19 protein-coding genes and 1 tRNA gene are annotated in these 20734 nt (G+C 42.0%); 13 read left to right on the forward strand and 7 right to left on the reverse strand.

Translation table 11 applies throughout. The features are described from left to right. The first annotated feature begins 788 nt into the window (after window positions 1-788). Both H6G86_RS19275 and H6G86_RS19280 read left to right on the forward strand, forming a co-directional pair. Window positions 789-2090, forward strand: coding sequence for a dihydrolipoamide acetyltransferase family protein (locus tag H6G86_RS19275; protein ID WP_190935633.1), 1302 nt, complete (start codon window positions 789-791; stop codon window positions 2088-2090). Between the two features lie 159 nt (window positions 2091-2249). Further along, window positions 2250-3140, forward strand: coding sequence for an Rpn family recombination-promoting nuclease/putative transposase (locus tag H6G86_RS19280; RefSeq protein ID WP_190935634.1), 891 nt, complete (start codon window positions 2250-2252; stop codon window positions 3138-3140). A gap of 124 nt (window positions 3141-3264) precedes the next feature. Here the strand turns inward: H6G86_RS19280 and H6G86_RS19285 are convergent, their stop codons facing one another. Beyond that, window positions 3265-4149 (reverse strand): ATP-grasp domain-containing protein, encoded by an 885-nt coding sequence (locus H6G86_RS19285; protein WP_190935635.1) that lies wholly within the window; start codon window positions 4147-4149, stop codon window positions 3265-3267. A 99-nt stretch (window positions 4150-4248) separates the two neighbouring features. Then, window positions 4249-5430, reverse strand: a complete 1182-nt coding sequence (locus H6G86_RS19290; protein WP_190935636.1) for an RtcB family protein — start codon at window positions 5428-5430, stop codon at window positions 4249-4251. A gap of 374 nt (window positions 5431-5804) precedes the next feature. Between H6G86_RS19290 and H6G86_RS19295 the strand changes: the two genes are divergently transcribed. The 5 genes from H6G86_RS19295 to H6G86_RS19315 all read left to right on the forward strand — a co-directional run bounded on the left by H6G86_RS19295 (window position 5805) and on the right by H6G86_RS19315 (window position 11031). Beyond that, window positions 5805-6692, forward strand: coding sequence for a class I SAM-dependent methyltransferase (locus H6G86_RS19295; protein ID WP_190935637.1), 888 nt, complete (start codon window positions 5805-5807; stop codon window positions 6690-6692). Continuing rightward, entirely contained in the window at window positions 6689-7417 is a 729-nt protein-coding gene (locus tag H6G86_RS19300) for an HAD family hydrolase (protein WP_114083985.1), read from the forward strand. Before H6G86_RS19295 ends, H6G86_RS19300 begins: the two co-directional genes overlap by 4 nt. A gap of 65 nt (window positions 7418-7482) precedes the next feature. After that, window positions 7483-7555: transfer RNA gene (locus H6G86_RS19305), tRNA-Ala, on the forward strand. A gap of 440 nt (window positions 7556-7995) precedes the next feature. Continuing rightward, complete coding sequence (locus H6G86_RS19310; protein WP_190935638.1) at window positions 7996-9534, forward strand: phytoene desaturase family protein; 1539 nt, start codon at window positions 7996-7998, stop codon at window positions 9532-9534. Between the two features lie 165 nt (window positions 9535-9699). Continuing rightward, window positions 9700-11031, forward strand: coding sequence for an FAD-dependent oxidoreductase (locus H6G86_RS19315; protein ID WP_190935639.1), 1332 nt, complete (start codon window positions 9700-9702; stop codon window positions 11029-11031). A gap of 155 nt (window positions 11032-11186) precedes the next feature. Here the strand turns inward: H6G86_RS19315 and metX are convergent, their stop codons facing one another. The 3 genes from metX to H6G86_RS19330 form a co-directional block, all read right to left on the reverse strand. After that, window positions 11187-12257 carry a homoserine O-acetyltransferase MetX gene (metX, locus tag H6G86_RS19320; protein WP_190935640.1) on the reverse strand — a complete coding sequence of 357 codons (1071 nt, stop codon included), beginning with the start codon at window positions 12255-12257 and terminating at the stop codon, window positions 11187-11189. A gap of 153 nt (window positions 12258-12410) precedes the next feature. Further along, entirely contained in the window at window positions 12411-13715 is a 1305-nt protein-coding gene (locus H6G86_RS19325) for an O-acetylhomoserine aminocarboxypropyltransferase/cysteine synthase family protein (RefSeq protein ID WP_190935641.1), read from the reverse strand. Between the two features lie 183 nt (window positions 13716-13898). After that, window positions 13899-14789, reverse strand: a complete 891-nt coding sequence (locus tag H6G86_RS19330; protein ID WP_190935642.1) for an SGNH/GDSL hydrolase family protein — start codon at window positions 14787-14789, stop codon at window positions 13899-13901. Window positions 14790-14901: 112 nt separating this feature from the next. On the opposite strand from H6G86_RS19330, the gene H6G86_RS19335 reads away from it, so the two are divergent. The 3 genes from H6G86_RS19335 (at window position 14902) to H6G86_RS40005 (ending at window position 17239) form a co-directional block, all read left to right on the forward strand. After that, entirely contained in the window at window positions 14902-15126 is a 225-nt protein-coding gene (locus tag H6G86_RS19335; RefSeq protein WP_190935643.1) for a hypothetical protein, read from the forward strand. 328 nt (window positions 15127-15454) lie between these two features. Then, window positions 15455-16039 (forward strand): reverse transcriptase domain-containing protein, encoded by a 585-nt coding sequence (locus tag H6G86_RS40000; protein ID WP_199338341.1) that lies wholly within the window; start codon window positions 15455-15457, stop codon window positions 16037-16039. A 249-nt stretch (window positions 16040-16288) separates the two neighbouring features. Then, window positions 16289-17239: an HNH endonuclease gene (locus H6G86_RS40005; protein WP_199338342.1), complete on the forward strand. Its 951-nt coding sequence runs from the start codon at window positions 16289-16291 to the stop codon at window positions 17237-17239. 97 nt (window positions 17240-17336) lie between these two features. Here H6G86_RS40005 and H6G86_RS19345 read toward each other — a convergent pair whose 3' ends face one another. After that, the gene (locus tag H6G86_RS19345) at window positions 17337-17480 is read right to left on the reverse strand and encodes a hypothetical protein (RefSeq protein WP_190935644.1); all 144 of its coding nucleotides are present in this window, start codon (window positions 17478-17480) and stop codon (window positions 17337-17339) included. 372 nt (window positions 17481-17852) lie between these two features. On the opposite strand from H6G86_RS19345, the gene H6G86_RS19350 reads away from it, so the two are divergent. Both H6G86_RS19350 and H6G86_RS19355 read left to right on the forward strand, forming a co-directional pair. Further along, window positions 17853-18245 carry a hypothetical protein gene (locus H6G86_RS19350; RefSeq protein ID WP_190935645.1) on the forward strand — a complete coding sequence of 131 codons (393 nt, stop codon included), beginning with the start codon at window positions 17853-17855 and terminating at the stop codon, window positions 18243-18245. A gap of 249 nt (window positions 18246-18494) precedes the next feature. Further along, window positions 18495-19442, forward strand: a complete 948-nt coding sequence (locus H6G86_RS19355; protein WP_190935646.1) for a tetratricopeptide repeat protein — start codon at window positions 18495-18497, stop codon at window positions 19440-19442. A 118-nt stretch (window positions 19443-19560) separates the two neighbouring features. On the opposite strand, the gene H6G86_RS19360 is transcribed toward H6G86_RS19355, so the two are convergent. After that, the gene (locus tag H6G86_RS19360) at window positions 19561-20166 is read right to left on the reverse strand and encodes a DUF411 domain-containing protein (RefSeq protein ID WP_190935647.1); all 606 of its coding nucleotides are present in this window, start codon (window positions 20164-20166) and stop codon (window positions 19561-19563) included. Window positions 20167-20319: 153 nt separating this feature from the next. On the opposite strand from H6G86_RS19360, the gene H6G86_RS19365 reads away from it, so the two are divergent. Further along, the gene (locus H6G86_RS19365; protein WP_190935648.1) at window positions 20320-20460 is read left to right on the forward strand and encodes a hypothetical protein; all 141 of its coding nucleotides are present in this window, start codon (window positions 20320-20322) and stop codon (window positions 20458-20460) included. Window positions 20461-20734: the final 274 nt, after the last annotated feature.

Consider the following 20734-nt stretch of genomic DNA (forward strand, 5'->3'; position numbering starts at 1 on the left):
AAAAGGGGAAAGGGGAAAGGGATGAACAGGTCGCCCACAATTGGTCTCGCTTTTTACCTTCACCATAAAATTTGGATTATTTCGCCCACAAGGGGCGAGGTTTTTACCTTTCCCCCTTCCCCTTTGCCCCTTCCCTTTCTTCATAAATAGCAATCCCATTTAATCTGTAGAAACTCATGGTGGTTTTTGCAAGTCAACGATTAAAACGAGATCGAGATATTGGCTAACCCTTAAGGATTGCTCTGTATTATAGACATCCAATTCATATTTAGGTTCCTGGAATGAATCGATTAGTCATTAGTAGGACTTACGCAAGAAACCTCCCAAACTCCTATTTCTCAATATCCTCTGCGTTCTCTGTATTAGCCCTACGGGTGACGCTCGTACCGACGCTCGTTCCTCTCTACGAGACGCTGCGCGAACGCTAACGCTACGCTATCGCTACCGCCAGTTCCTTTATGCCGGGGAACCCATCCACCGCAATACTTCTCGGTTAAGGGGAAAAGGGGAAAGGGAAAAGGGAAAGAAAAAACCTTTAACCCTTACCCTTTACCCCAAACCCGATTCCGAGTTAAAAATGCACAAAGCGAGAAGTATTGCCATCCACCGGACTGGCTCACCGCTTTGCATCTACGATTTTCCGTTACCTGTGCGTAACTAATTAATTCCCAATTCCCAATTCCCAATCTAAAATATAAAATCTCCAGCCCAAAACTCTCCCGCCAAGATACAATTCGATCTGATGAAAGCTGTTAAAGTCCATAAACCATTGATTTCCAAACCACCCTATGAGCATTCATGAAGTATTTATGCCGGCGCTGAGTTCCACCATGACGGAAGGCAAAATCGTCTCCTGGGTGAAATCGCCAGGGGACAAAGTGGAAAAAGGCGAAACAGTGGTGGTTGTAGAGTCAGATAAGGCAGATATGGATGTAGAAACCTTTTATGAAGGCTTTCTTGCTCATATCATAGTTGAAGCTGGTGAAACTGCCCCAGTAGGATCTGCGATCGCCTTCATAGCCGAAACTGAAGCTGAAATTGAACAGGCGAAATCTCTTGCCAATTCCTCTGGCGTGGCTGCTACTACTACCTCTGCCCCTGAGCCAATCCCCGCCACAGCCTCAGTTGCAACACCTGCCTTAGCGTCTCAAAACGGCTCTAATCACAAAGAAGGCAGACTTGTAGTTTCACCCCGTGCCCGCAAATTAGCCAAAGAACTCAAAGTTGATTTAACTACACTCCAAGGCAGTGGCCCCCACGGTCGTATTGTCGCTGAAGATGTAGAAGCATTGTCCAATAAGGGCAAACAACCCGCCACTGCTCCAGTTGCCCCACCAGCATCTGTACCAACCAGCGCCTCAGTTGCATCCCCAGCACCTCGCACACCAGCACCCGCGCCAGTGGTAGCTGCTGTTCCTGGTCAAATCGTACCTCTAACTACCTTTCAAAATGCCGTAGTGCGGAACATGGTAGCCACCATATCCGTGCCCGTCTTCCGTGTCGGTTATACAATTACCACTGACGGATTAGACAAACTTTATAAACAAATTAAATCCAAAGGCGTGACAATGACAGCGCTACTGGCGAAAGCTGTAGCAGTGACATTGCAAAAACACCCATTGTTAAATGCTAGCTATTCAGACCAGGGTATTGTTTATCATTCTGATATCAACATTTCCGTAGCCGTAGCGATGGATGATGGCGGATTAATTACACCTGTGTTGCAAAATGCAGATGCAGTGGATATTTATTCTCTATCGCGTACTTGGAAGTCTTTGGTAGAACGTGCCAGAGCAAAACAACTACAGCCCCAAGAATACAACAGTGGTACTTTTACTCTGTCTAATTTGGGGATGTTTGGCGTAGACAAATTTGATGCGATTTTGCCGCCTGGACAAGGTTCAATTTTAGCGATCGGGGCATCCCGTCCGCAAGTAGTAGCAACACCCGACGGTTTATTCGGCGTGCGGCAACAAATGCAGGTGAATATTACTTCTGACCACCGGATTATTTACGGTGCCCATGCTGCGGCGTTCTTGCAAGATTTAGCAAAATTGATTGAGACAAATCCTCAATCTTTGACAATGTAATTTTGAAAAGACACCAAATTTAAATGTTAGCGCTATGAGCGAACAGCCTTTTTCGTAGAGTAGCGCTAACAATAAACAACACTAAACTTAAATTTTTATGAACAAACCATGTAGCGATATCACGTTTCTACATGAGTTTATGTCCAAACTGATATCACAGTGACATACGATAACACCCTGAAATATCTGGTTGAGCAGTATCCAGAAGATTTTATCCGCTACTTACTTGCATCTGAGGCAAGGGATATCCAGATTCTCAAAACAGAATTAAATCAAGAACCAATTCGTGCCGATTCAGTAACCTTTTTGCAAACTGCCAATCAAATACTGCATTTAGAGTTTCAAACCTTACCAGCATCAACTCCACCCTTGCCACTGCGGATGTTGGACTATTGGGTGCGGCTATATCGACAATACAATTGTGATATCGAGCAGGTAGTAATTTTCCTTAAACCCACAACTTCAGAAGCTGTATTTGTAGATCAATTTACTGCCCGCAATACTACCCACCGTTATCGCGTCATCCGAATTTGGGAACAAGATCCAGAACCTTTATTGTTATCTCCTGGTTTATTACCTCTGGCAACTTTGGCGCGAACAGATTCTCCTCAAAGCTTACTCCAACAGGTAGCAGTTCAGGTGAGTATGATTGAAGAAGAAGCCACCAAGCAGAGTATCTCGGTATGTACCCAACTTCTAGCAGGGTTGGTATTCGAGCCAGAACTAATTCGTCAGTTTTTGAGGAAAGAAGATATGAGAGAATCGAGCATTTATCAAGAAATTCTTGAAGAAGGACTCCAAGAAGGTAGACAACGAGGCATTGAACAAGGGATTGAACAAGGGATTGAACAAGGCATTGAACAAGGAAGACAATCAGAACTAAGGCTAGTTATACGTCTATTAACTCGTCGGCTTGGTTCAATTAATTCTCAGTTACAATCTCGGTTGCAAGAGTTGTCCTTGACTCAGTTAGAGGACTTGGGTGAAGTATTACTAGATTTTGTCAGTGAGGCTGATTTAATGAATTGGCTAAATACAATAGAAAATTAGAGTTTGCTTTAAACTTTTCGACTAGTTACAAAAAAAGTCAGATTTTTGCTACCAAGCATCTTGCTCTGTTGCTTCTACTTCAATTTTTTGACGATACTCTGCTTTTAATTCTGCCAATAAACTCTCAATAATATATATCTTTTAACTTATTCCACAATTCAAGTGCAGGAATGTGACTCAGACCAGCAAATTGTGCATCGGCTGTTTCTATCACTATCCATTCTCCACTTTCTAATTGCCCGACATCAATTGCTATATAGGGAACACCAAGGCATTCAGAGGCAAGGACTGCCAACTGTAATACTTGCATCTCTTCTGTTTTTGATAACTTGCTCAAGTCATCTTGCCCATCCCAATAATATCCATATTTTAGGATCTGCTGATTATAAAGAAAACATCTAAACTCTCTTCCCATTGGAAAACCATTTGGAGCTAGGCGTTTATGCCATAACTTTACTAATTTCCTAACAATAACTCTACCTCGTGAACGATCTTTAAGTTTTAATAACAATTCTGTCAGTCTGACTAATTCCTGCTGATTATTCGCTACACAAGATTCCCATCCTTGCATTTTTATAGATTGAACTGCGCCTTTGACAAACACAGGAAATCCCAATAATTCACCAGCCTCAATACATTCGTTTGTTGAGGCAATTACCAAACTCTCAGGTATCAATCCTTTTAAGTGAGGGTAAAATAGGTCAAACTCTAGTGCTGTCTGATGTTCTAAAGGAGTATTGAGTAGTTTTATTCCCTTAGCCAAGGCTGCATAATATATGGCTTTGTAACGCTCAAACTCAGGAATATATCCTATCCAGATACCAGCAGTGACTTTAGGATAATTAGGAATGTGCCATAGAGCATTTTCTGCTGTACCACATCGTTCAAAATCTCGTGGGATATAGTAGACTTTGCACCCTAATAATTGGGCAGCCTCAGTCATTAATTTATTTTCGCTAGCGCTAGCAGATGACTCTATTTGTTCAGTCGATTCACTTAAAACAATCATTTATTCCTCAGCGTACCTCTGCGCTTACCTCAGCGTTTACCTCAGCGTCCCTTTGCGTTAAAAAAAATCAAAAAGGTGGGCATTGCCCACCCAACAAACTTATCCCTTCACACAAAGAACTTGCTTAAGCGTCGCTACAACCTCAACCAAATCTGCTTGATTTTCCATCACTTGTTCTATTGGCTTATAAGCACCTGGAATTTCATCTAGTACACCCTCATCTTTGCGACATTCTACACCATTTGTTTGCTCTATCAAATCATCAAGTGTGTAGACATTTTTTGCCTTATTTCTAGACATCAAACGCCCCGCGCCGTGGGAACAAGAACAGAAACTATGAGCATTACCTTTACCCTTAACAATGAAAGACTTTGCTCCCATCGAACCAGGAATAATCCCATAATCTTCAGTCTGGGCACGAACTGCACCCTTACGAGTAACATATACATCCTCGTCAAAATGCACTTCTTTTTCGGCGTAATTGTGATGACAATTAACTTGCAATAAAGGTTTAGTTGCTTTCCCGCCTACTAAATGTTTTTCAACTATGTGCTTAAAACGCGCCATCATCACATCGCGGTTGACACGCGCATAGTTTTGTGACCATTGCAAATCATGCCAATATGCCTGGAATTCTCGCGTACCAGCGACAAAGTGAGCTAAATCTGGGTCAGGTAATTTATTACCTGCCATTTTTGCTAATTCTCTAGCTGTGTGAATATGACACTGGGCGAGTTTATTGCCAATGTTACGCGAACCAGAATGCAGCATTAGCCAAACTTGATTCTCTGTATCAAGGCACACTTCAATAAAGTGATTTCCTCCACCGAGAGAACCCATCTGTTTCATTGCTTTACCTTGTAGGTCTTGCACACCGCGATGCAAGTCTTTAAAATCATCCCAGTGTTGCCAGTTACTGACGGATTTTTCAACGTCTTTATTTTCGTTGAATCCAGTCGGGATTGCTGCTTCAATATCCAAGCGGATTTTCTTCAGTTTTCCTTCTAGTTGTTCGGCGGTAAATGATGTTTTGATCGCACTCATCCCGCAACCAATATCCACACCGACAGCAGCAGGGATAATTGCCTCTTTGGTTGCAATTACAGAACCAACTAAAGCACCTTTGCCTAAGTGAACATCTGGCATTAAGGCCACGTGCTTAAACACAAATGGTAAGGATGCCACATTCTTTGCCATCTTAGTTTCTTCTGGGCCCAAAGAGTGATTTGCCCAAGATAAAACGGGTGCTGATGTGGTAATTTCTAACTTTTCGTAGGGCATAATTTATTCTATTTTGGATTTTGAATTTTAGATTTTGGATTAGGTCTATGTACTGATAATTTATCTAGTAATTTTTAAGGTTTGTAGTAAGCACTAAATTCATTACTACTAACTTGCTTACCCATAAACTTAAACTTGACATACTACTTAGTTGTAGCAATTTAAATGTTTATTGTCTTTCATTTAACTCGTTCGGTCTTCGTGAAGCTAAAGAACTACTTTTAGGGAGTAGCACATTTATACTACAAATGTAACTTATGCAATTACAAACGTCAAGTCCATACCAGAGAGAGAAAACAGATGTTTCCTAGATATATTAAAATTTGTAAAGAAAATTACTCTGTTTAAATAAGCTCTTAAAGTTCTGACACAATATGGCAGTGCGTCAAGATACGATCTGGGAACGTTTTTTATCTCCTGTAGTGCGTCTTTTGATTGATGAAGACGGGTTACGGCGTTACGCTGATAGTATTGACTGGGAGAAAGAATGCGATCGCTTCCGGCGAGATGATGTCATAATTCCCTCGTACTACAGTAGTCAAAACTTTCACGGGATTACAGGCGGCTATCTCAATGCCGGTGCAGCAGTTAGTTACGATCCGATTACCCAATATGTTGTGCCGCCTAATGAAACTATTGTCCGTCAAGCCTTAATTGATGCTGTTAAGGTAAAACCACGACGCATACTTGATTTAGGTTGTGGTACAGGTTCCACTACTTTAATGTTAAAACGGGCTTTTCCCGAAGCGGAAGTTATTGGTTTGGATTTATCACCCTATATGCTGGTAAGGGCAGAAGATAAAGCTAGAAATGCTGGTTTAGAGATAGTCTGGCGACACGGAAATGCGGAAAAAACCAGTTTCAGAGATGCATCATTTGACTTAGTGACAGCTTCTTTGCTATTACACGAAACTCCAAATGAGGTGTCCCTAGCAATTTTGCAGGAAAGCTTTCGGTTGCTAGTAACTGGAGGGCAAGTACTAATTCTAGATGGGAATCAAAAGACTCTGCGGCAGTTACAATGGCTTAATGATGTTTTTGAGGAGCCATATATTCGTGAGTATGCTGCTGGTAGTACAGAGGCGAATATGGGTGCGGCCGGATTTGAGGCAGTGCGATCGCAGGATGTATGGTGGATAAATCAGGTAACTGGCGGCGTTAAACCGATCGCAACTGAAAATGTCCGTCGTTATACTCCCACATCAGTAGATAATAATGATTTGGAGGGACTTGGATCTCCCGCATTTGGCATAATCGCATGAGTTTAAAGGCAGTTCTCTTTGATTTCAATGGTGTCATCATTAACGATGAGCCAATCCACCTACAACTGATCGATGAGATTCTCATTGAAGAAAATCTCCAACCCCAAAAGGTGAGTGAGCGTCAAGCTTCTCTTGGACGTAGCGATCGCGCTTGTTTTCAGCAACTACTCGCTAATCGTGGTAGAGTCGCTAACGAAAACTACTTAACTCAGTTGTTGTACCGCAAAGCCCAAGCTTATACGGTGGAGTTAGAGAAAATAGAGAAACTGCCTTTATATCCAGGTGTAGAAGACTTAATATATCAGGTGCGATCGCGGAATTTGAAATTAGGATTAGTCAGTGGCGCTATTCGCCAAGAAATAGAATTGGTACTCCATCGTGCCAAACTAGACCAACATTTTAAAATTATCGTTGCGGGCGATGACATAACCACCAGTAAACCAGAACCTGATGGTTATTTACTGGCAGTAAAATGCCTAAATAAAGAATATCCTGAATTAAACCTTCAACCACAAGAGTGTCTGGCAATTGAAGATACCCCCGCAGGTATTGCCGCAGCGAAGCGATCGCAGATGCAAGTTGTTGGTGTAGCGAACACTTACCCATTCCACATGCTTCAGCGTTGCTGTAACTGGACTGTTGATTATCTCAGTGATTTAGAACTGGAACGCGTGCAGAAGATTTATTCTCAAAAAGAGCCTCAGCCATCGGCAACTGAATGTTAGAATACTCTATGGTGATAGTTTGTTGAGTTAATGAGTAATATTACTCTTGACTTAGCAACGATTCAGGGGAATTAGCTCAGTTGGTAGAGCGCTGCGATCGCACCGCAGAGGCCATCGGTTCAAATCCGTTATTCTCCATTGTACTTTCGCAAATTAAATGTCGCAATTCGCTAATTAAAGTTAGATAAGAATGATAAAGGTGCGTAGAGAAAAAGGGGAGCGTCGTCGCCTTTGCCAATATACAAGGCGATTAGAAATCGCCGCTACATAAACGAACGCTTAAGATCGCTCCTTTCCTGGAAATTTGGTAAGTAAGGTACAACCGCCGATGTTGGGGTAACTCAATTGACGCTCCCCATCCTGTAGAGGGATGAGAGATTACGGTAATTTAAGATAAAGTCGTCGAAATAGTGTAAATGGAAGCAAGATCGATATCAACCTGCTTCACTCAATTCATAATAACGAATATATAGTTTGCCAAACCACTTAGATTACCATCAAACCACTGTGATAGAGCGGGTTGAAGCATAGAGAAAATTGTTATCGAAAAAGACGTTTATTGTTTGAGGAAACCTCCTATGAAACCGGATTACCTAATTGTAGGCAGTGGTTTATCAGCATTGGTCTTTGGCGCTTTGATGGCAAATTCCGGCAAGACCGTACAAATACTCGAAGCTCATGAGCATCCGGGCGGCTTTGGTCACACGTTTACGATGGCTAAAAAATACACGTTTAATGCACAATTCCACTATGTTTGGGATTGCGGTGAAGGACAAACGGTTAATCGGGTACTCAAAAAATTAGGCTTGGATCGGGAAGTGACTTTTGAGCGGTACGACCCGGATGGTTTTGACCACATGCGAATGCCGGGATATGCGTTAGATATTCCTTCGGAACCAGAGGAACTGATCCAGCGATTATCAAAGCTGTTTCCTGAATATAGCGATCGCGTTCGCCAATTTGTTAACGATGTTGAAAAAACGAGCGCAGGTTTAAAAAGACTCGCTCCCCCAGTTAAGCCAATTGAACTGCTCAAACATTCAGGTGAAGTGTTTTGTACGGTTCAATATCTCAACAGTACACTTCAGGATGTATTCGATAAATTTCAGCTACCCCAAGCCGCCCAAACCCTATTAGCTCTGCAATGGCCTGATTTTTTGCTGCCTCCAAATCAACTCTCGTTTTATGCCTGGGTCGCTTTGTTCAAGGGCTATCAAGGCGGTGCATTTTACCCAACCCAGCATTTTGAGCATGTAATCAATTCCTTAGTCAAAGTGATTGAATCACACGGGGGGCAGGTATTGCTCAACCATGAAGTCACGAATTTTAGAGTCATAGACAAAACGGTTACGGGCGTTGAGGCGATGGATTTAAACACCCATCAAACTCACGAATTTACAGGCGACACTGTGATTTGCAACATTGACCCCAAAAAAGCCGCCAAAATGATTGGTGAGTCAAACTTCTCTAAAACCGTGCGCCGAAAACTCAACTATGAGTATTCTGCATCTAACTACATGGCTTATTGCGTCGTCAAAGACCTTGACCTGCGAGACTATGGATTTGGCAAGTGGAATGTTTTCCACACTGGTCATCAGGATTTGAATGAAGCCTTTGCTCAGATGTATGAACACAATGACTTTTCCAATCCCAGCTTTGCCATAACAACGCCCACTTTATTGACACAAGCGAGTCGGGATTGTCCAGAGGATTGCCAGATTGTCGAATTCCTTACCGTTGCTAATTACGACTACTTTAAGCAATTGCGACAAACCGATCGCAAAGCCTACAACCAGAAAAAGCAAGAAATCTTCGACTCTATCCTGGATGTCGTGGAAAAAGAATATGTGCCAAATTTTAGAAAGCATCTGGTTTTTCATATCACCGGCAGTCCCACCACCAATGAACGTTATTGCTGGTGTCCCAACGGAAATTCCTACGGTTCTAGTCTCACACCGCGCAATATGGGTCTGGGACGCTTGAATCACGAAACCTCACTCAACCATTTCTATTTCTGCAATGCTTCATCAGGCTATCCGGGCTTTGCTCCCACATTCTGGACTGGGGCGTTGCTGTATCAACGATTATCTGGTGATGTGCTTTTAGGCAATAGCTAAACAGACAACTCGCACATATAGGACTCCTATTTGATTTTTGAACAAGACTCAATACGGATGTATCGTTCTTTTCTTCCCAATTCCCAATTCCCAATCCACGCAAGTAAATTCAGGAATCAAACCGGATTCCTATATTATTCATATTCAACAACTGAGAGGTCAGTTATGAGAATTGCAATTATCGGTGGTGGAGGCAGTGGTATGGCTACAGCTTACCTGCTTGATAAACAAGGGCATCATGTCACCGTGTTTGAACGGCAGCCGATTTTGGGGGGGCATATTCGGACACTCAACAAGAATGTAAAACCTAACCAATCTGATTGCAATGAAATGTTGGAAAGTGGAGTGCTAGAATTTCCTACCGTATTTCACAACTTTGTTGCTCTTATGCAAGAGTTAGGAGTGGAACTAGAACCCATCCGTGTCGGTTCAGCTTTATTCCCCAAAAATGGTAGTCCCTTTTTCTCGAAGGTCACGATTGAGAACAACTATACAGGTATCCAACGCTTCATTGAATATCTGCGATTCGATACCATCCATACCCGTTCCCTTGGATTATGGCTAAAAACGCGATTTGCCCAGATGGAAGATTTTTACAATCAGCCATTGTCTCAATATGTAAACAACAAAAGTATAAGCAATACCTGGCTAAAGTTGCTGACGATGTATAGCTACTCAATGCCCTTTGAACTCATTGATAACTTTCCCGCAGAGATGGGAATTCCGATGTTACGCGACTATCTCGCAGTCAAATGGCTCAGGATCAAAGGCGGTGTATATTCCTATATTGAAAAAATTCTGGAGCGATTTAAAGGGGAAGTTTTGTTGAATGTGGAGATTGCTAATATTTATAGAAGTCCAGATGGTGTGAAAATCAGGCGATCGCAGGCTGAAATCCAGGAGTTTGATAAAGTCGTATTTGCCACGCCACCCGACCAAGTGATAGCACTGTTAGCTGACCCAACCGAGGCTGAAATTAAACGCTTCTCAGATTGGAAAGCCAATTATGCAACCACTACAATTCATACTGATACTTCCATCTATGATCATCATCACATTCACCACCCCTCAGAATTTGATTTCTTCCAGACAGACACCCAATGGGGATATAACAGTTACTTAAATCAGCTTTGCGGCATCTCATCGCCACAGAATTATTTTTTATCGTTTCAACTAGAAAGGATGATTGATCCTGATCGCATTATTCACACTCAAGAACATCACACTCCGTTGTATACCACTGAATCTTTTCGATATCGAGACGAAGTAGTTGCCACCAATGGAGAAAATCATACTTACTATGCGGGAGCTTATCTAGGAGATGGATTGCATGAAGGAGCGATCGCGTCTGCCTTTCGTGTTGCTGAACTTATTGGTTCACCTTTGGCTGTCTCCATTTCTGGATTCAACAACAGAAACCCAGACACAGTAAATATTGCGGCGGGTACGGCGGGCATTGGAAAATATTTAACTCATCCCCGTTCCCATCGATCTTGATATTTTAGTTCTAAACCAATACGCTTGGGTTAAGGGCCACTGGTAAAAATTTTGGGTTTTTGAGACGCGATAAATCGCCGTCTCTACAAGTGTTTTGGTTTTATCTGAACTGTATTGAGTTATGTAATATTGACTACTGCGATCGTTTCTATGGTTCAAAAAAGAACAAACTTATGGTTTTGTTGAATAATTTCATTCAAGGCAGCCATATCAATTAAAAATGCGTCATGTCCGTGGGTTGACTTTAACCACGATAGTTGAGCATTAGGTATTAAATTTGCTAATTCTTGTTGTTCTACTGGAGGATAGAGAATATCAGAATCGATGGCGACAACTAGAGTTGGTTGCTGGATGCTTCCCAGAACAGATTCATAATCTGATAAATTAGGAGCTGTGCGATCGCGTGCAATATCGTGGTCATCCATTGCATGGGTGAGGGTAATATAAGTATTGGCATCAAATCGTTCTGTCAGCTTTTGACCTTGATGCTGTAAGTAACTCGCTATAGCAAACTTCTCAGATGCATCATACTGCCGTCCAAAGCGGGTTGTAAAACTATCCCAAGAACGGTAAGTAGACATCGCCATCATTCTCGCCACTGCTAGTCCTTGGTTTGGAGGTGCATCCAGGGTGTAGTTACCTCCTTGCCAATTTGGATCGGCATAAATTGCCTGTCTTTGGGCTTCACTTAATCCAATACACCAAGCGGAATGTCTGCCAGAAACAGCGATAGGTACAATCCCTTTCACTTTATCAGGATATAATAATGCCCACTCCAGTGATTGCATTCCACCGAGCGAACCACCAATTACGAACCGCAGAGATTGAACACCCAGATATTCTAGTAGTACAGCTTGGAGGCGAACCATATCTCGGATTGTAATTTTAGGGAAGGATACACCATAAGGCTTTCCGGTTGTTGGGTTGATAGTAGTTGGCCCTGTTGTACCGTAACAACTTCCCAAAATATTGCTGCACACAATAAAATCGCGATCGGGATTGAAGGCTTTCCCTGAACCAAACAAAGGTTCCCACCAATCATCAGCATCAGCCGAACCAGTTAAGGCATGACAAATTAGTACCCCATTATCGCCTTGAGCATTTAACTCTCCCCAGCTGCGATAAGCAATCTGAACCCCAATTAATACTTCGCCGCTTTCAAGTTGAAATGGCACTGTAAGCTGGTAAAACTTGGTTTGTGGTGAGATGAAATCTGAGTAGATCATATCTGATGGGAGGCAGAGGGCAGGGGAGCAGGGGAGGCAGGGGAGGCAGGGGGGCAGGGGGGCAGGGGAGCAGGGGAGCAGGGGAGCAGGGGGAGAAGAATCAATACTCAATGCCCAATGCCCAATGCCCCATGCCCCATGCCCAATTAAGAATTAAATATTAACTTGCCGGAATGCCTGCTGAAAATCCTCTTTAATATCGTCAATATGTTCAATTCCCACTGATACGCGCACTAAATCGGGCGTTACACCTGCTGAAAGCTGTTCGTCATTACTTAGCTGTTGATGAGTTGTGGAAGCGGGATGAATCACGAGGGTTTTAGCATCGCCAACATTTGCTAAATGACTTGCCAATTTCACATGATTAATAAAAGCTTTACCTGCATCTAATCCACCTTTGATGCCAAAGTTTAAAACTCCGCCAAAGCCATGCCGGAGATATTTTTTCGCTCGTTCATGATAAGGGTGATTAGGAAGTCCGGGATAATTAACCCATAATACTTGCTCTTGTTGCTCTAACCACCGAGCCAATTCTAAGGCATTGCTGACATGACGATCTACACGTAAAGAAAGAGTCTCTAATCCTTGCAGTAAAAGAAAGGCGTTAAATGGACTCAAAGACGGGCCAAAATCCCGTAACCCCTCGACTCTAGCGCGGATAATAAAAGCAATGTTGCCAAAGGAACCACCAGGCCCAAACACTTCTTGAAAATTCAGCCCATGATAGCCAGGTGCTGGCTCAGTAAATAGGGGAAACTTGCCGTTACCCCAGTCAAATTTACCCGAATCGACTATTACACCACCAATAGAAGTACCATGTCCACCAATCCATTTAGTTGCAGATTCCACTACAATGTCTGCACCATGTTCAATTGGTCGAGCTAGATATCCACCAGCACCAAAGGTATTATCCACAATTAAAGGAATGCCATTTTCGTGGGCAATGTGAGCTAATGCGGCAAAGTCGGGAATGTTGAATTGAGGATTGCCAATAGTTTCAACATATAACGCTTTGGTGCGATCGTCGATCGCCTGACGGAAACTTTCTGGATCGTCTCCCTCGACAAACTTGACGTTAATACCTAAACGTGGTAGCGATACTTTAAACTGGTTATATGTTCCCCCATACAAAAAACTAGTGGAAACGATATTATCCCCAGCCTGAGCGATCGTACTGATTGCCAAGAATTGCGCCGCCTGACCACTAGCGGTTGCTAATGCTGCGACACCCCCTTCTAGTGCAGCAATCCGCTTTTCAAATACATCCGTCGTCGGGTTCATGATTCGGGTGTAAATGTTACCAAATTCCTGGAGAGCAAATAACCGCGCTCCGTGTTCGGTGTCGTCAAAAACGTAGGAAGTAGTTTGGTAAATTGGTACAGCACGGGCATTAGTTCCGGGAGCCGGCTCTTGCCCAGCATGAACTTGCAGAGTTTCAAAACGATATTGTTCAGACATCAGCAGTTATTTAAGTTTCCAATTATATAAATAAGTAATGTGCTATTTGAGCGTTGGGCTAGATTAATCAACGGTAATTTGCAAGGCTTACCGTATTTTACATTTATTTTTAGTAAATTAAATCATAGTGTAAAGGCGCATAGTTGTGCGCCCTATCGGTGATTTTTGGCTGATCGAGGTAAGTTATAAAACCAACATTGAACGAGGATTAATCATCCCTGCCTCTTGAATCGTTGAAAAAGCAGTTTCCCCGATGATGCGATGAGCCGCAGCCGTCGGATGAATGCCATCCCAGAACAAAAACTGGTCTGGGTTACTACAGGTGCGATCGCCAGATAGACATGGACTGATGACATTGGTAAAGTTAAAGGCTGCCGGATTTGCGATCGCATCTCGATATAGCGCGTTGGCATCTAATTGCACAATCTCCAGATCGGAATGCTGTTGACTTAGTACCTTTAGCGATCGCCTCAAGCCTTGATTATGTAATTGTGCTAATGCACTGAGGCTCACAGAAGTTGGACTGTTTCTAGTAGCAGGTAACTGTCCTAAATCTGGTAAATTCGCTACCAGAATCTTTTTAGCACCCACATCAGTTAGAGAGTTGATTGCCGTTGTCACATTTTTAACAGGAATAGTTGCACTGCTTACTCCTTGCAAATAATCATTTGCTCCTGCCCACAGAACATATAAAGCATCTGAATTCGTCTGTTGATGTGTCTGCGTAAACGATTGCACTTGATTTAGCAAGCTAGGTACATAACTGTTGCCAACATTGCCAGTAGTTGATCCTCCATAAGCAAAATTATTAGTTTGCTTGGAGGAAAGATTGAGGTATCCTGCAAGATACTCAATCCAAACCCGACCATTCGAGTAACGTCCTTGAAAGTAAGTTGGGTTAGGTGGGTACATTCCTCCTGTCGCCCGGAATACCATCCCTGTATCCGAAATACTGTCTCCAAATACGTAGAGTTCTGTGATGGGATGAGCTTTATCCATAAATTTTGCCGCTACAACCATGATAAAAATTAGGAGAGCAAGTCCTGTTGTTAAAAGCCACTTTTTTCTTTGCATTAAACTTTTCTGCAAACTCTAAAGACTACAGATGTTGATGGTTATTTTTGTGACTAAAGATTGAGCTTGCAATTGAACACTTCTCTAACTTAACAAGCTAGTTTCAAGGCTAGTGAGCAAAACCGGATACTTTCAGGTGTGGATTTTGCTAATTGTGTGCGCCGTGACAGTTAACGCGGTATCCCCAACCAAGTTGGGAGAGACTAAGAAGAACGTCTCTAAGTCGACCAACTTACCTGGAGTTGAAAGACAAAAGGGACAACAGTATGTTGCTAAAGCCGGAAATAGAGAGAAGGCGTTAAAACTAGAGTCCGGCAAGACTTGTGTGACATGGTGAAGGTTAAACTACCTGAAGCCTAATTCTGACGGTATACGCGATTGCCTATTCCTACAACGCCTAAAAAGGAATAATCGTTTGTGTGTAGTTTTAAACATTTGAACCACACAACTTCTTCAAACGAAGTCAGCCAGCGATGAGATGGATTAACGAATGAATGGGACACCTAAATCACACTGTTACGTACTGAGTTAATAAAGCGCGGGATAACCTACGGGGGGCGACCCCTATGGTTACAGAGTTCCTATAGTAGTCCGAGGACGGGAAAGCCGCCTACATGGCGAAGAGGAACAGGTATTCTTCACACTTATATCGAGAGGTACGCGAGATGCGAAACGCCGAAACGATTTTAAGTGTAATCCGAGACAGAGGCTACCGTGGTTTACCTCTGGATGATATCTACAGACAACTTTTCAACCCCAATTTATACCTCTTGGCGTACAGCCGCATCTACAAAAATAATGGGGCAATGACGCAAGGAATTACATCAGAGACTGTTGATGGGATGTCCATCAAAAAGATTGAAAACCTCATAGAGGATATTCGCTATGAACGTTTTCGGTGGACACCAGTACGGCGAATTAATATTCCCAAGAAAAATGGAAAAACTCGACCTCTGGGTATTCCCACTTGGAACGATAAATTGATTCAGGAAGTAATACGTTTAATATTAGAAGCGTACTACGAGCCTCAATTTTCTAACAGCAGTCATGGTTTTCGACAAGAGCGCGGATGCCATACGGCGCTAACAGTAACAGACCGTACTTGGCAAGGAACTAAATGGTTTATCGAAGGAGATATTCGCGGTTGCTTTGACAATATAGATCATAAAATCTTAATGTCAACCTTACGCGAGACAATCCAAGATAATCGTTTCTTGAGATTGATTGAAAACTTACTCAAGGCAGGTTAGTGTGAGCAATGGAAATATTATTCCACCCTGAGCGGAACGCCGCAAGGCTCGATTGTATCACCCATACTCGCCAATATCTATCTTGACAAATTCGATAAATTTATCGAACAGATACTCATCCCAGAATATACACTTGGCAAACATAGGGCAGAAAATCCAGAGTATTCAAAACTCGTAAAACTTGCTTGGTATTACAGGAAAAACGGACAAGTTGATAAAGCGCGTCAACTGGAAATTAAATACCAGAAAATGCCTTCTAAAAATGTTCGTGACCCTGAATACAGAAGGTTAAATTACGTCCGCTATGCAGATGATTTCCTACTTGGTTTTATTGGCTCATTCCAAGAGGCAAAAGAAATTAAGGAAAAACTAAAAACATTTTTAGCTGAAAATCTTCAGTTGGAACTGTCACCAGAAAAGACCCTGATTACTAATGCTAGGAATGAGGCAGCAAGCTTTCTAGGTTACAAAATTCTAGTCCAATATTCTGACGATAAGCATACCAATGGTAAACGCTCAATCAACGGAATTATTGCACTAAGAATCCCACCAAGATTTATAGAAGAAAAATGTGCCCTATACATGAGGAATGGTAAACCCATTCATCGCCCTGAATTAATAAATGATGATGATTTTACTATTATCAACATTTACCAATCAGAATTTAGAGGGTATGTACAATTCTATAGCCTTGCCCAAAATATTGCATGGCTGCGAAAACTTCAATGGATTATGTCGAGTTCGCTGATGAAAACCCTTGCCTGTAAACACAGAACTAGCGTGGCTAAAATCTGCGCCAGGTATAAGAAGACGGTAAAGCTTCCACAAGGCTTGAGAAAGTGTGTGGAAATAACTGTCCCAGTAGAAGGTAAGAAATCCCTGGTGGCTCGCTTTGGCGGCATCCAATTAAAACGCAATCTAAAAGCAACCATTCTAGACCTGCCAACAAATAGAAAGCCCGCGTTCAGAAATGAACTAATTAAACGGCTTCTTGCTTCGGAATGTGAGATTTGCGGGGCAAAAGGTGATATTGAGGTTCACCATATTCGTGCCCTTAAAGACCTCAAAGCCAAGGGTAGAAAGGAAAAACCGCAATGGATGCAAATTATGTCCGCACGTAGAAGGAAAACTCTCATGGTTTGCCCTCAATGCCATGATGCAATACACGCTGGTAAACCAACATCTAAACGAGTCTCGTGAAAACAGAGTACTGGAGAGCCGTGTACCTGGAAATCTCGTAAGCACGGTTCGGAGGGGGCTAGTTAGAAAAGGAGCTAATAATTGGAAACCTCGCTAGCTAGCTACCCACTTTTAATGCCACGCTGTTGTGTTTTGCCCACAATGCGACACCGATAGCGTAGCGTAAAGCCTGCGGCATGGCTTCTCTACGCGTAGCTCGCTTCTCCGTAGGAGTACGCTTAGAGCGACGCAGGAGCGTCATAGCCCATCGTAGACATCACCACGAAAAATCTATCAAATCGCTTATGGTTGCATAAAGGCGATCGCCTGCTTGAAGAGTCGTAGGAAGTTTTCGCAAATCTAGAAAACTAATTGCTGCAATGCTTATGAAACTCAAGACGCGAGTTGAAAAATTGCATAAATGTTCAACCCGCCTCCGTTAAGTACTAGAAAATTAAAATCGCTCTGTTATATATCTCGACTTAACGGGATTTTTATCGCTCAATTGCTTCACCCTTTTGGGTGAGTCAGATATCAACCGATCAGATGAACTGAATGAAGGAAGCTGAGATTAATAATAAAGAAGATTCTATTACTAGAGAACACTGATCGCACTTTACCTAAGAATAACCTTATGAAACTCCTTACTTTAATCAAGTCTGCACTTATTTTTGCTTCTATTACTCTTGTACCTGGAATCGCTGTCGCTCAAACAGCTACTAACAATAATAGTGAAACAATTGCTATTAACTCTAACAATTTACCTAGTAATTCTATTTCTGTGAATTACCTCCAGCCTTTCAATCTAGTTACTTTTGCGTATCAGGGAGGTTTGAAGCAGCACGGTATTCCTAGTGGAGAGATGCTAGTATTTGAAACTCAGAAGAGAAATATTATTGCAAACGATTTGGTGAAAGCTGCTGTTAATGCAGATAAATTACCATCAAAAGCTTTAAATGACCAAAATTATCTAAGTGCTGTTAATTCACAACTCAACGCATTGCCTGATTATGCTGCTGCGGATTGATTGGTTTTTCTTATATTTTTTCTAAAGCCAAATTTGTGAGTATACTATATTCGTGTGCTTCTTACCAAATATAAATAAAATTATTTTATACACAGTGATCGCTAGTGTATAAAACAAAGTTACATATTGAAGAAAAATTTCTAGATTTTGACAAAACTTGTACCTATAAGTTCTGTTGTTGTGTGTTGAAGGCACAGAAAATTGTATAATCAACAACCTATCAAGCAAAAATTTCGTTTTCTATAGAGAATGACAGAAGTAATTAGAACAGGGAGCCTAAATAACATCGAGTCCATTGAGTTTGAAAAGCGGTGCTTGCACAAAGCCAGAGAAATAGGCGATCGCAACAGTGAAGTCATTTGTTTAGCAAGTTTGGGCAATGCTTATCAGTCCATTGGGGAGTACCACCTGGCAATTGAGTTTTATCAGCAGTGGTTGGATATAGCGAAAGAAATAGGCGATCGCTTCGGAGAAGCCAAATCTTTGTCTGGATTGGGTAACGCTTACCAATCACTGGGGAAATACCAGCGAGCAATCGAATTTTATCACCAGTGGTTGAGTATCACCAGGAAAATAGGCGATCGCACTGGAGAAGCCATTTGTCTAGGAAGTTTGGGCAATACTTATGAATACTTGGGCAAGTACGACCAAGCGATTGAGTTTTATCAGCAGTGGTTGAGTATCACCAGGAAAACAGGCGATCGCACTGGAGAAGCCATTTGTCTAGGAAGTTTGGGCAATACTTATGAATCATTGGGGCAGTACCAACTGGCAATTGAGTTTTACCACCAATGGTTAGAACTGACAAGATTAATTAGCGATCGCAATGGGGAGGGCATGGCCTTAAGTGGATTGGGAAGTGCTTATAATGCTTTGGGACAGTACCAAAGAGCGGTTGAGTTTCATCAATATTCATTAGAGATTAGAAGGAATCTTGATGACCAAAATGCAGAAGCAAACTCCTGGTTTAATTTAGGTTTAGTGTTAGAAAAAATCAATCGCGAATCAGAAGCGATGAATGCTTTTTGCAATGCTCGCGGGATTTATCACGCAATGGGAATTGATGCAAGCCTGCAAGATTGTAACCATGCGATTGAGCATCTTTCTCAAAATGTTTCAACCATAACATCTCGCTTCTGGTTTGGGAGATGGTTCAGTCATTTATCGCACTTAATGAAAACTGATTCTAACCAGTAAATCTTCTACCACTGATTCAGGTAATATAAGGATATTTTTAAAGCTTTTGACTATTTTATTCGCTAAAGATAGATTAAAATCCACTTTTAAAACATCCTCTGAATCCAGTGAGATTATATCAAGAGGATGGATATTTATTAAATACCGCAACTGAGTTATTATCATCAAAGGCAAACACCGTAAACGGGTCTTTTCGATTCCCCATCTCCATTCCAGGAGTGCCTACAGGCATTTGGGGAACAGATAAACCAACAACATTTGGCTTTTCTTGAAGCAAACGTTTGATGTCGTTTGCTGGAACGTGTCCTTCTATGACATATCCATTAACAATTGCTGTGTGGCAGGATGATAAGTTATCCGGTACGTTGTACTTTTGTTTGACTGTTTCAATGTCAGGCGTGGAAAAGTCTGTGATTTCAAAACCTTGTGTCTTTAAGTGGTCAATCCACCCACCACAACAGTTACATTCGGGACTGTGATATACAGTGGCATTTAGCGCTGTTGATTTTAATGGTGTCTGTTTGTCCTGAATACGCTTAGTGGTACTTACTAGTTGAGCATTAGCTGTCACAGAATCAGGAAAAACAGCTTGAGCATTACTTATAGAAGCGGTGCTTCCCAAAATACCTAACACGCCTACTGTGAGAAAAATTGTTACTACGATACGTACCAAGATGGGAAGCAACCATTTTTGCCAGCAATAAATAAATTCTTTGTGCGACATTTGAGACTTCCTGATTACAACATTGCATAAATTTGTTGTAACAAATTCTCTTCAAAAAGACTTTGCTTACCTTTCCTTTGCGCTTACTTTGTGTTCCTCTGCGTTTAAAACACTACAAATTTAGCCAATTCATCGCCTGACAATGGCATTGCATTGCCTGACAATGCCATTGCATCGCCTGACAATGCCATTGCATCACCTTACAATGTCATTGCATCGCCTAACAATGCCAATGCGTCGCCTGACAATGCTAATGCGTCGCCTGACAATGCCATTGCATCTCTCTGCATTTAAAAAGATAAAGTAACGATTTTACCCCTACTACGTCTTAGAGGTTGTTTGAAAAGTGTTTCGCTGTGACTTTAGGCACTTTGAGATCCCCCTAACCACCCTTAAAAAGTCTACGGTATACACACAAGTCTGGAGTAGTTTACGAATCTGGTTTTTACCCCACCCTAACCCTCCCCGGGAGCAATGCGGTTTTGTCAGATCCAGTAAAAAACAAGCGATCGCAAAAATAAAATCTAAGTAAGAAGTAACTTTATTTACTAAATATGTGCTGGTAGCC

The organism is Nostoc sp. FACHB-133 (genome assembly GCF_014698055.1).
Classification (GTDB): Bacteria; Cyanobacteriota; Cyanobacteriia; order Cyanobacteriales; family Nostocaceae; genus Nostoc.

What these genes read in the sequence shown, in the direction of transcription:
- H6G86_RS19300 (WP_114083985.1), top strand. Translation starts at nt 6,689, where the DNA reads ATGAGTTTAAAGGCAGTTCTCTTTGATTTCAATGGTGTCATCATTAAC.
- H6G86_RS19360 (WP_190935647.1), bottom strand. Translation starts at nt 20,166, where the DNA reads ATGTCGCACAAAGAATTTATTTATTGCTGGCAAAAATGGTTGCTTCCC.
- H6G86_RS19315 (WP_190935639.1), top strand. Translation starts at nt 9,700, where the DNA reads ATGAGAATTGCAATTATCGGTGGTGGAGGCAGTGGTATGGCTACAGCT.
- H6G86_RS19275 (WP_190935633.1), top strand. Translation starts at nt 789, where the DNA reads ATGAGCATTCATGAAGTATTTATGCCGGCGCTGAGTTCCACCATGACG.
- H6G86_RS19330 (WP_190935642.1), bottom strand. Translation starts at nt 14,789, where the DNA reads ATGCAAAGAAAAAAGTGGCTTTTAACAACAGGACTTGCTCTCCTAATT.
- H6G86_RS19285 (WP_190935635.1), bottom strand. Translation starts at nt 4,149, where the DNA reads ATGATTGTTTTAAGTGAATCGACTGAACAAATAGAGTCATCTGCTAGC.
- metX (WP_190935640.1), bottom strand. Translation starts at nt 12,257, where the DNA reads ATGATCTACTCAGATTTCATCTCACCACAAACCAAGTTTTACCAGCTT.
- H6G86_RS19325 (WP_190935641.1), bottom strand. Translation starts at nt 13,715, where the DNA reads ATGTCTGAACAATATCGTTTTGAAACTCTGCAAGTTCATGCTGGGCAA.
- H6G86_RS19345 (WP_190935644.1), bottom strand. Translation starts at nt 17,480, where the DNA reads ATGACGCTCCTGCGTCGCTCTAAGCGTACTCCTACGGAGAAGCGAGCT.
- H6G86_RS40000 (WP_199338341.1), top strand. Translation starts at nt 15,455, where the DNA reads ATGCGAAACGCCGAAACGATTTTAAGTGTAATCCGAGACAGAGGCTAC.
- H6G86_RS19290 (WP_190935636.1), bottom strand. Translation starts at nt 5,430, where the DNA reads ATGCCCTACGAAAAGTTAGAAATTACCACATCAGCACCCGTTTTATCT.
- H6G86_RS19310 (WP_190935638.1), top strand. Translation starts at nt 7,996, where the DNA reads ATGAAACCGGATTACCTAATTGTAGGCAGTGGTTTATCAGCATTGGTC.
- H6G86_RS40005 (WP_199338342.1), top strand. Translation starts at nt 16,289, where the DNA reads ATGCCTTCTAAAAATGTTCGTGACCCTGAATACAGAAGGTTAAATTAC.
- H6G86_RS19355 (WP_190935646.1), top strand. Translation starts at nt 18,495, where the DNA reads ATGACAGAAGTAATTAGAACAGGGAGCCTAAATAACATCGAGTCCATT.
- H6G86_RS19295 (WP_190935637.1), top strand. Translation starts at nt 5,805, where the DNA reads ATGGCAGTGCGTCAAGATACGATCTGGGAACGTTTTTTATCTCCTGTA.
- H6G86_RS19350 (WP_190935645.1), top strand. Translation starts at nt 17,853, where the DNA reads ATGAAACTCCTTACTTTAATCAAGTCTGCACTTATTTTTGCTTCTATT.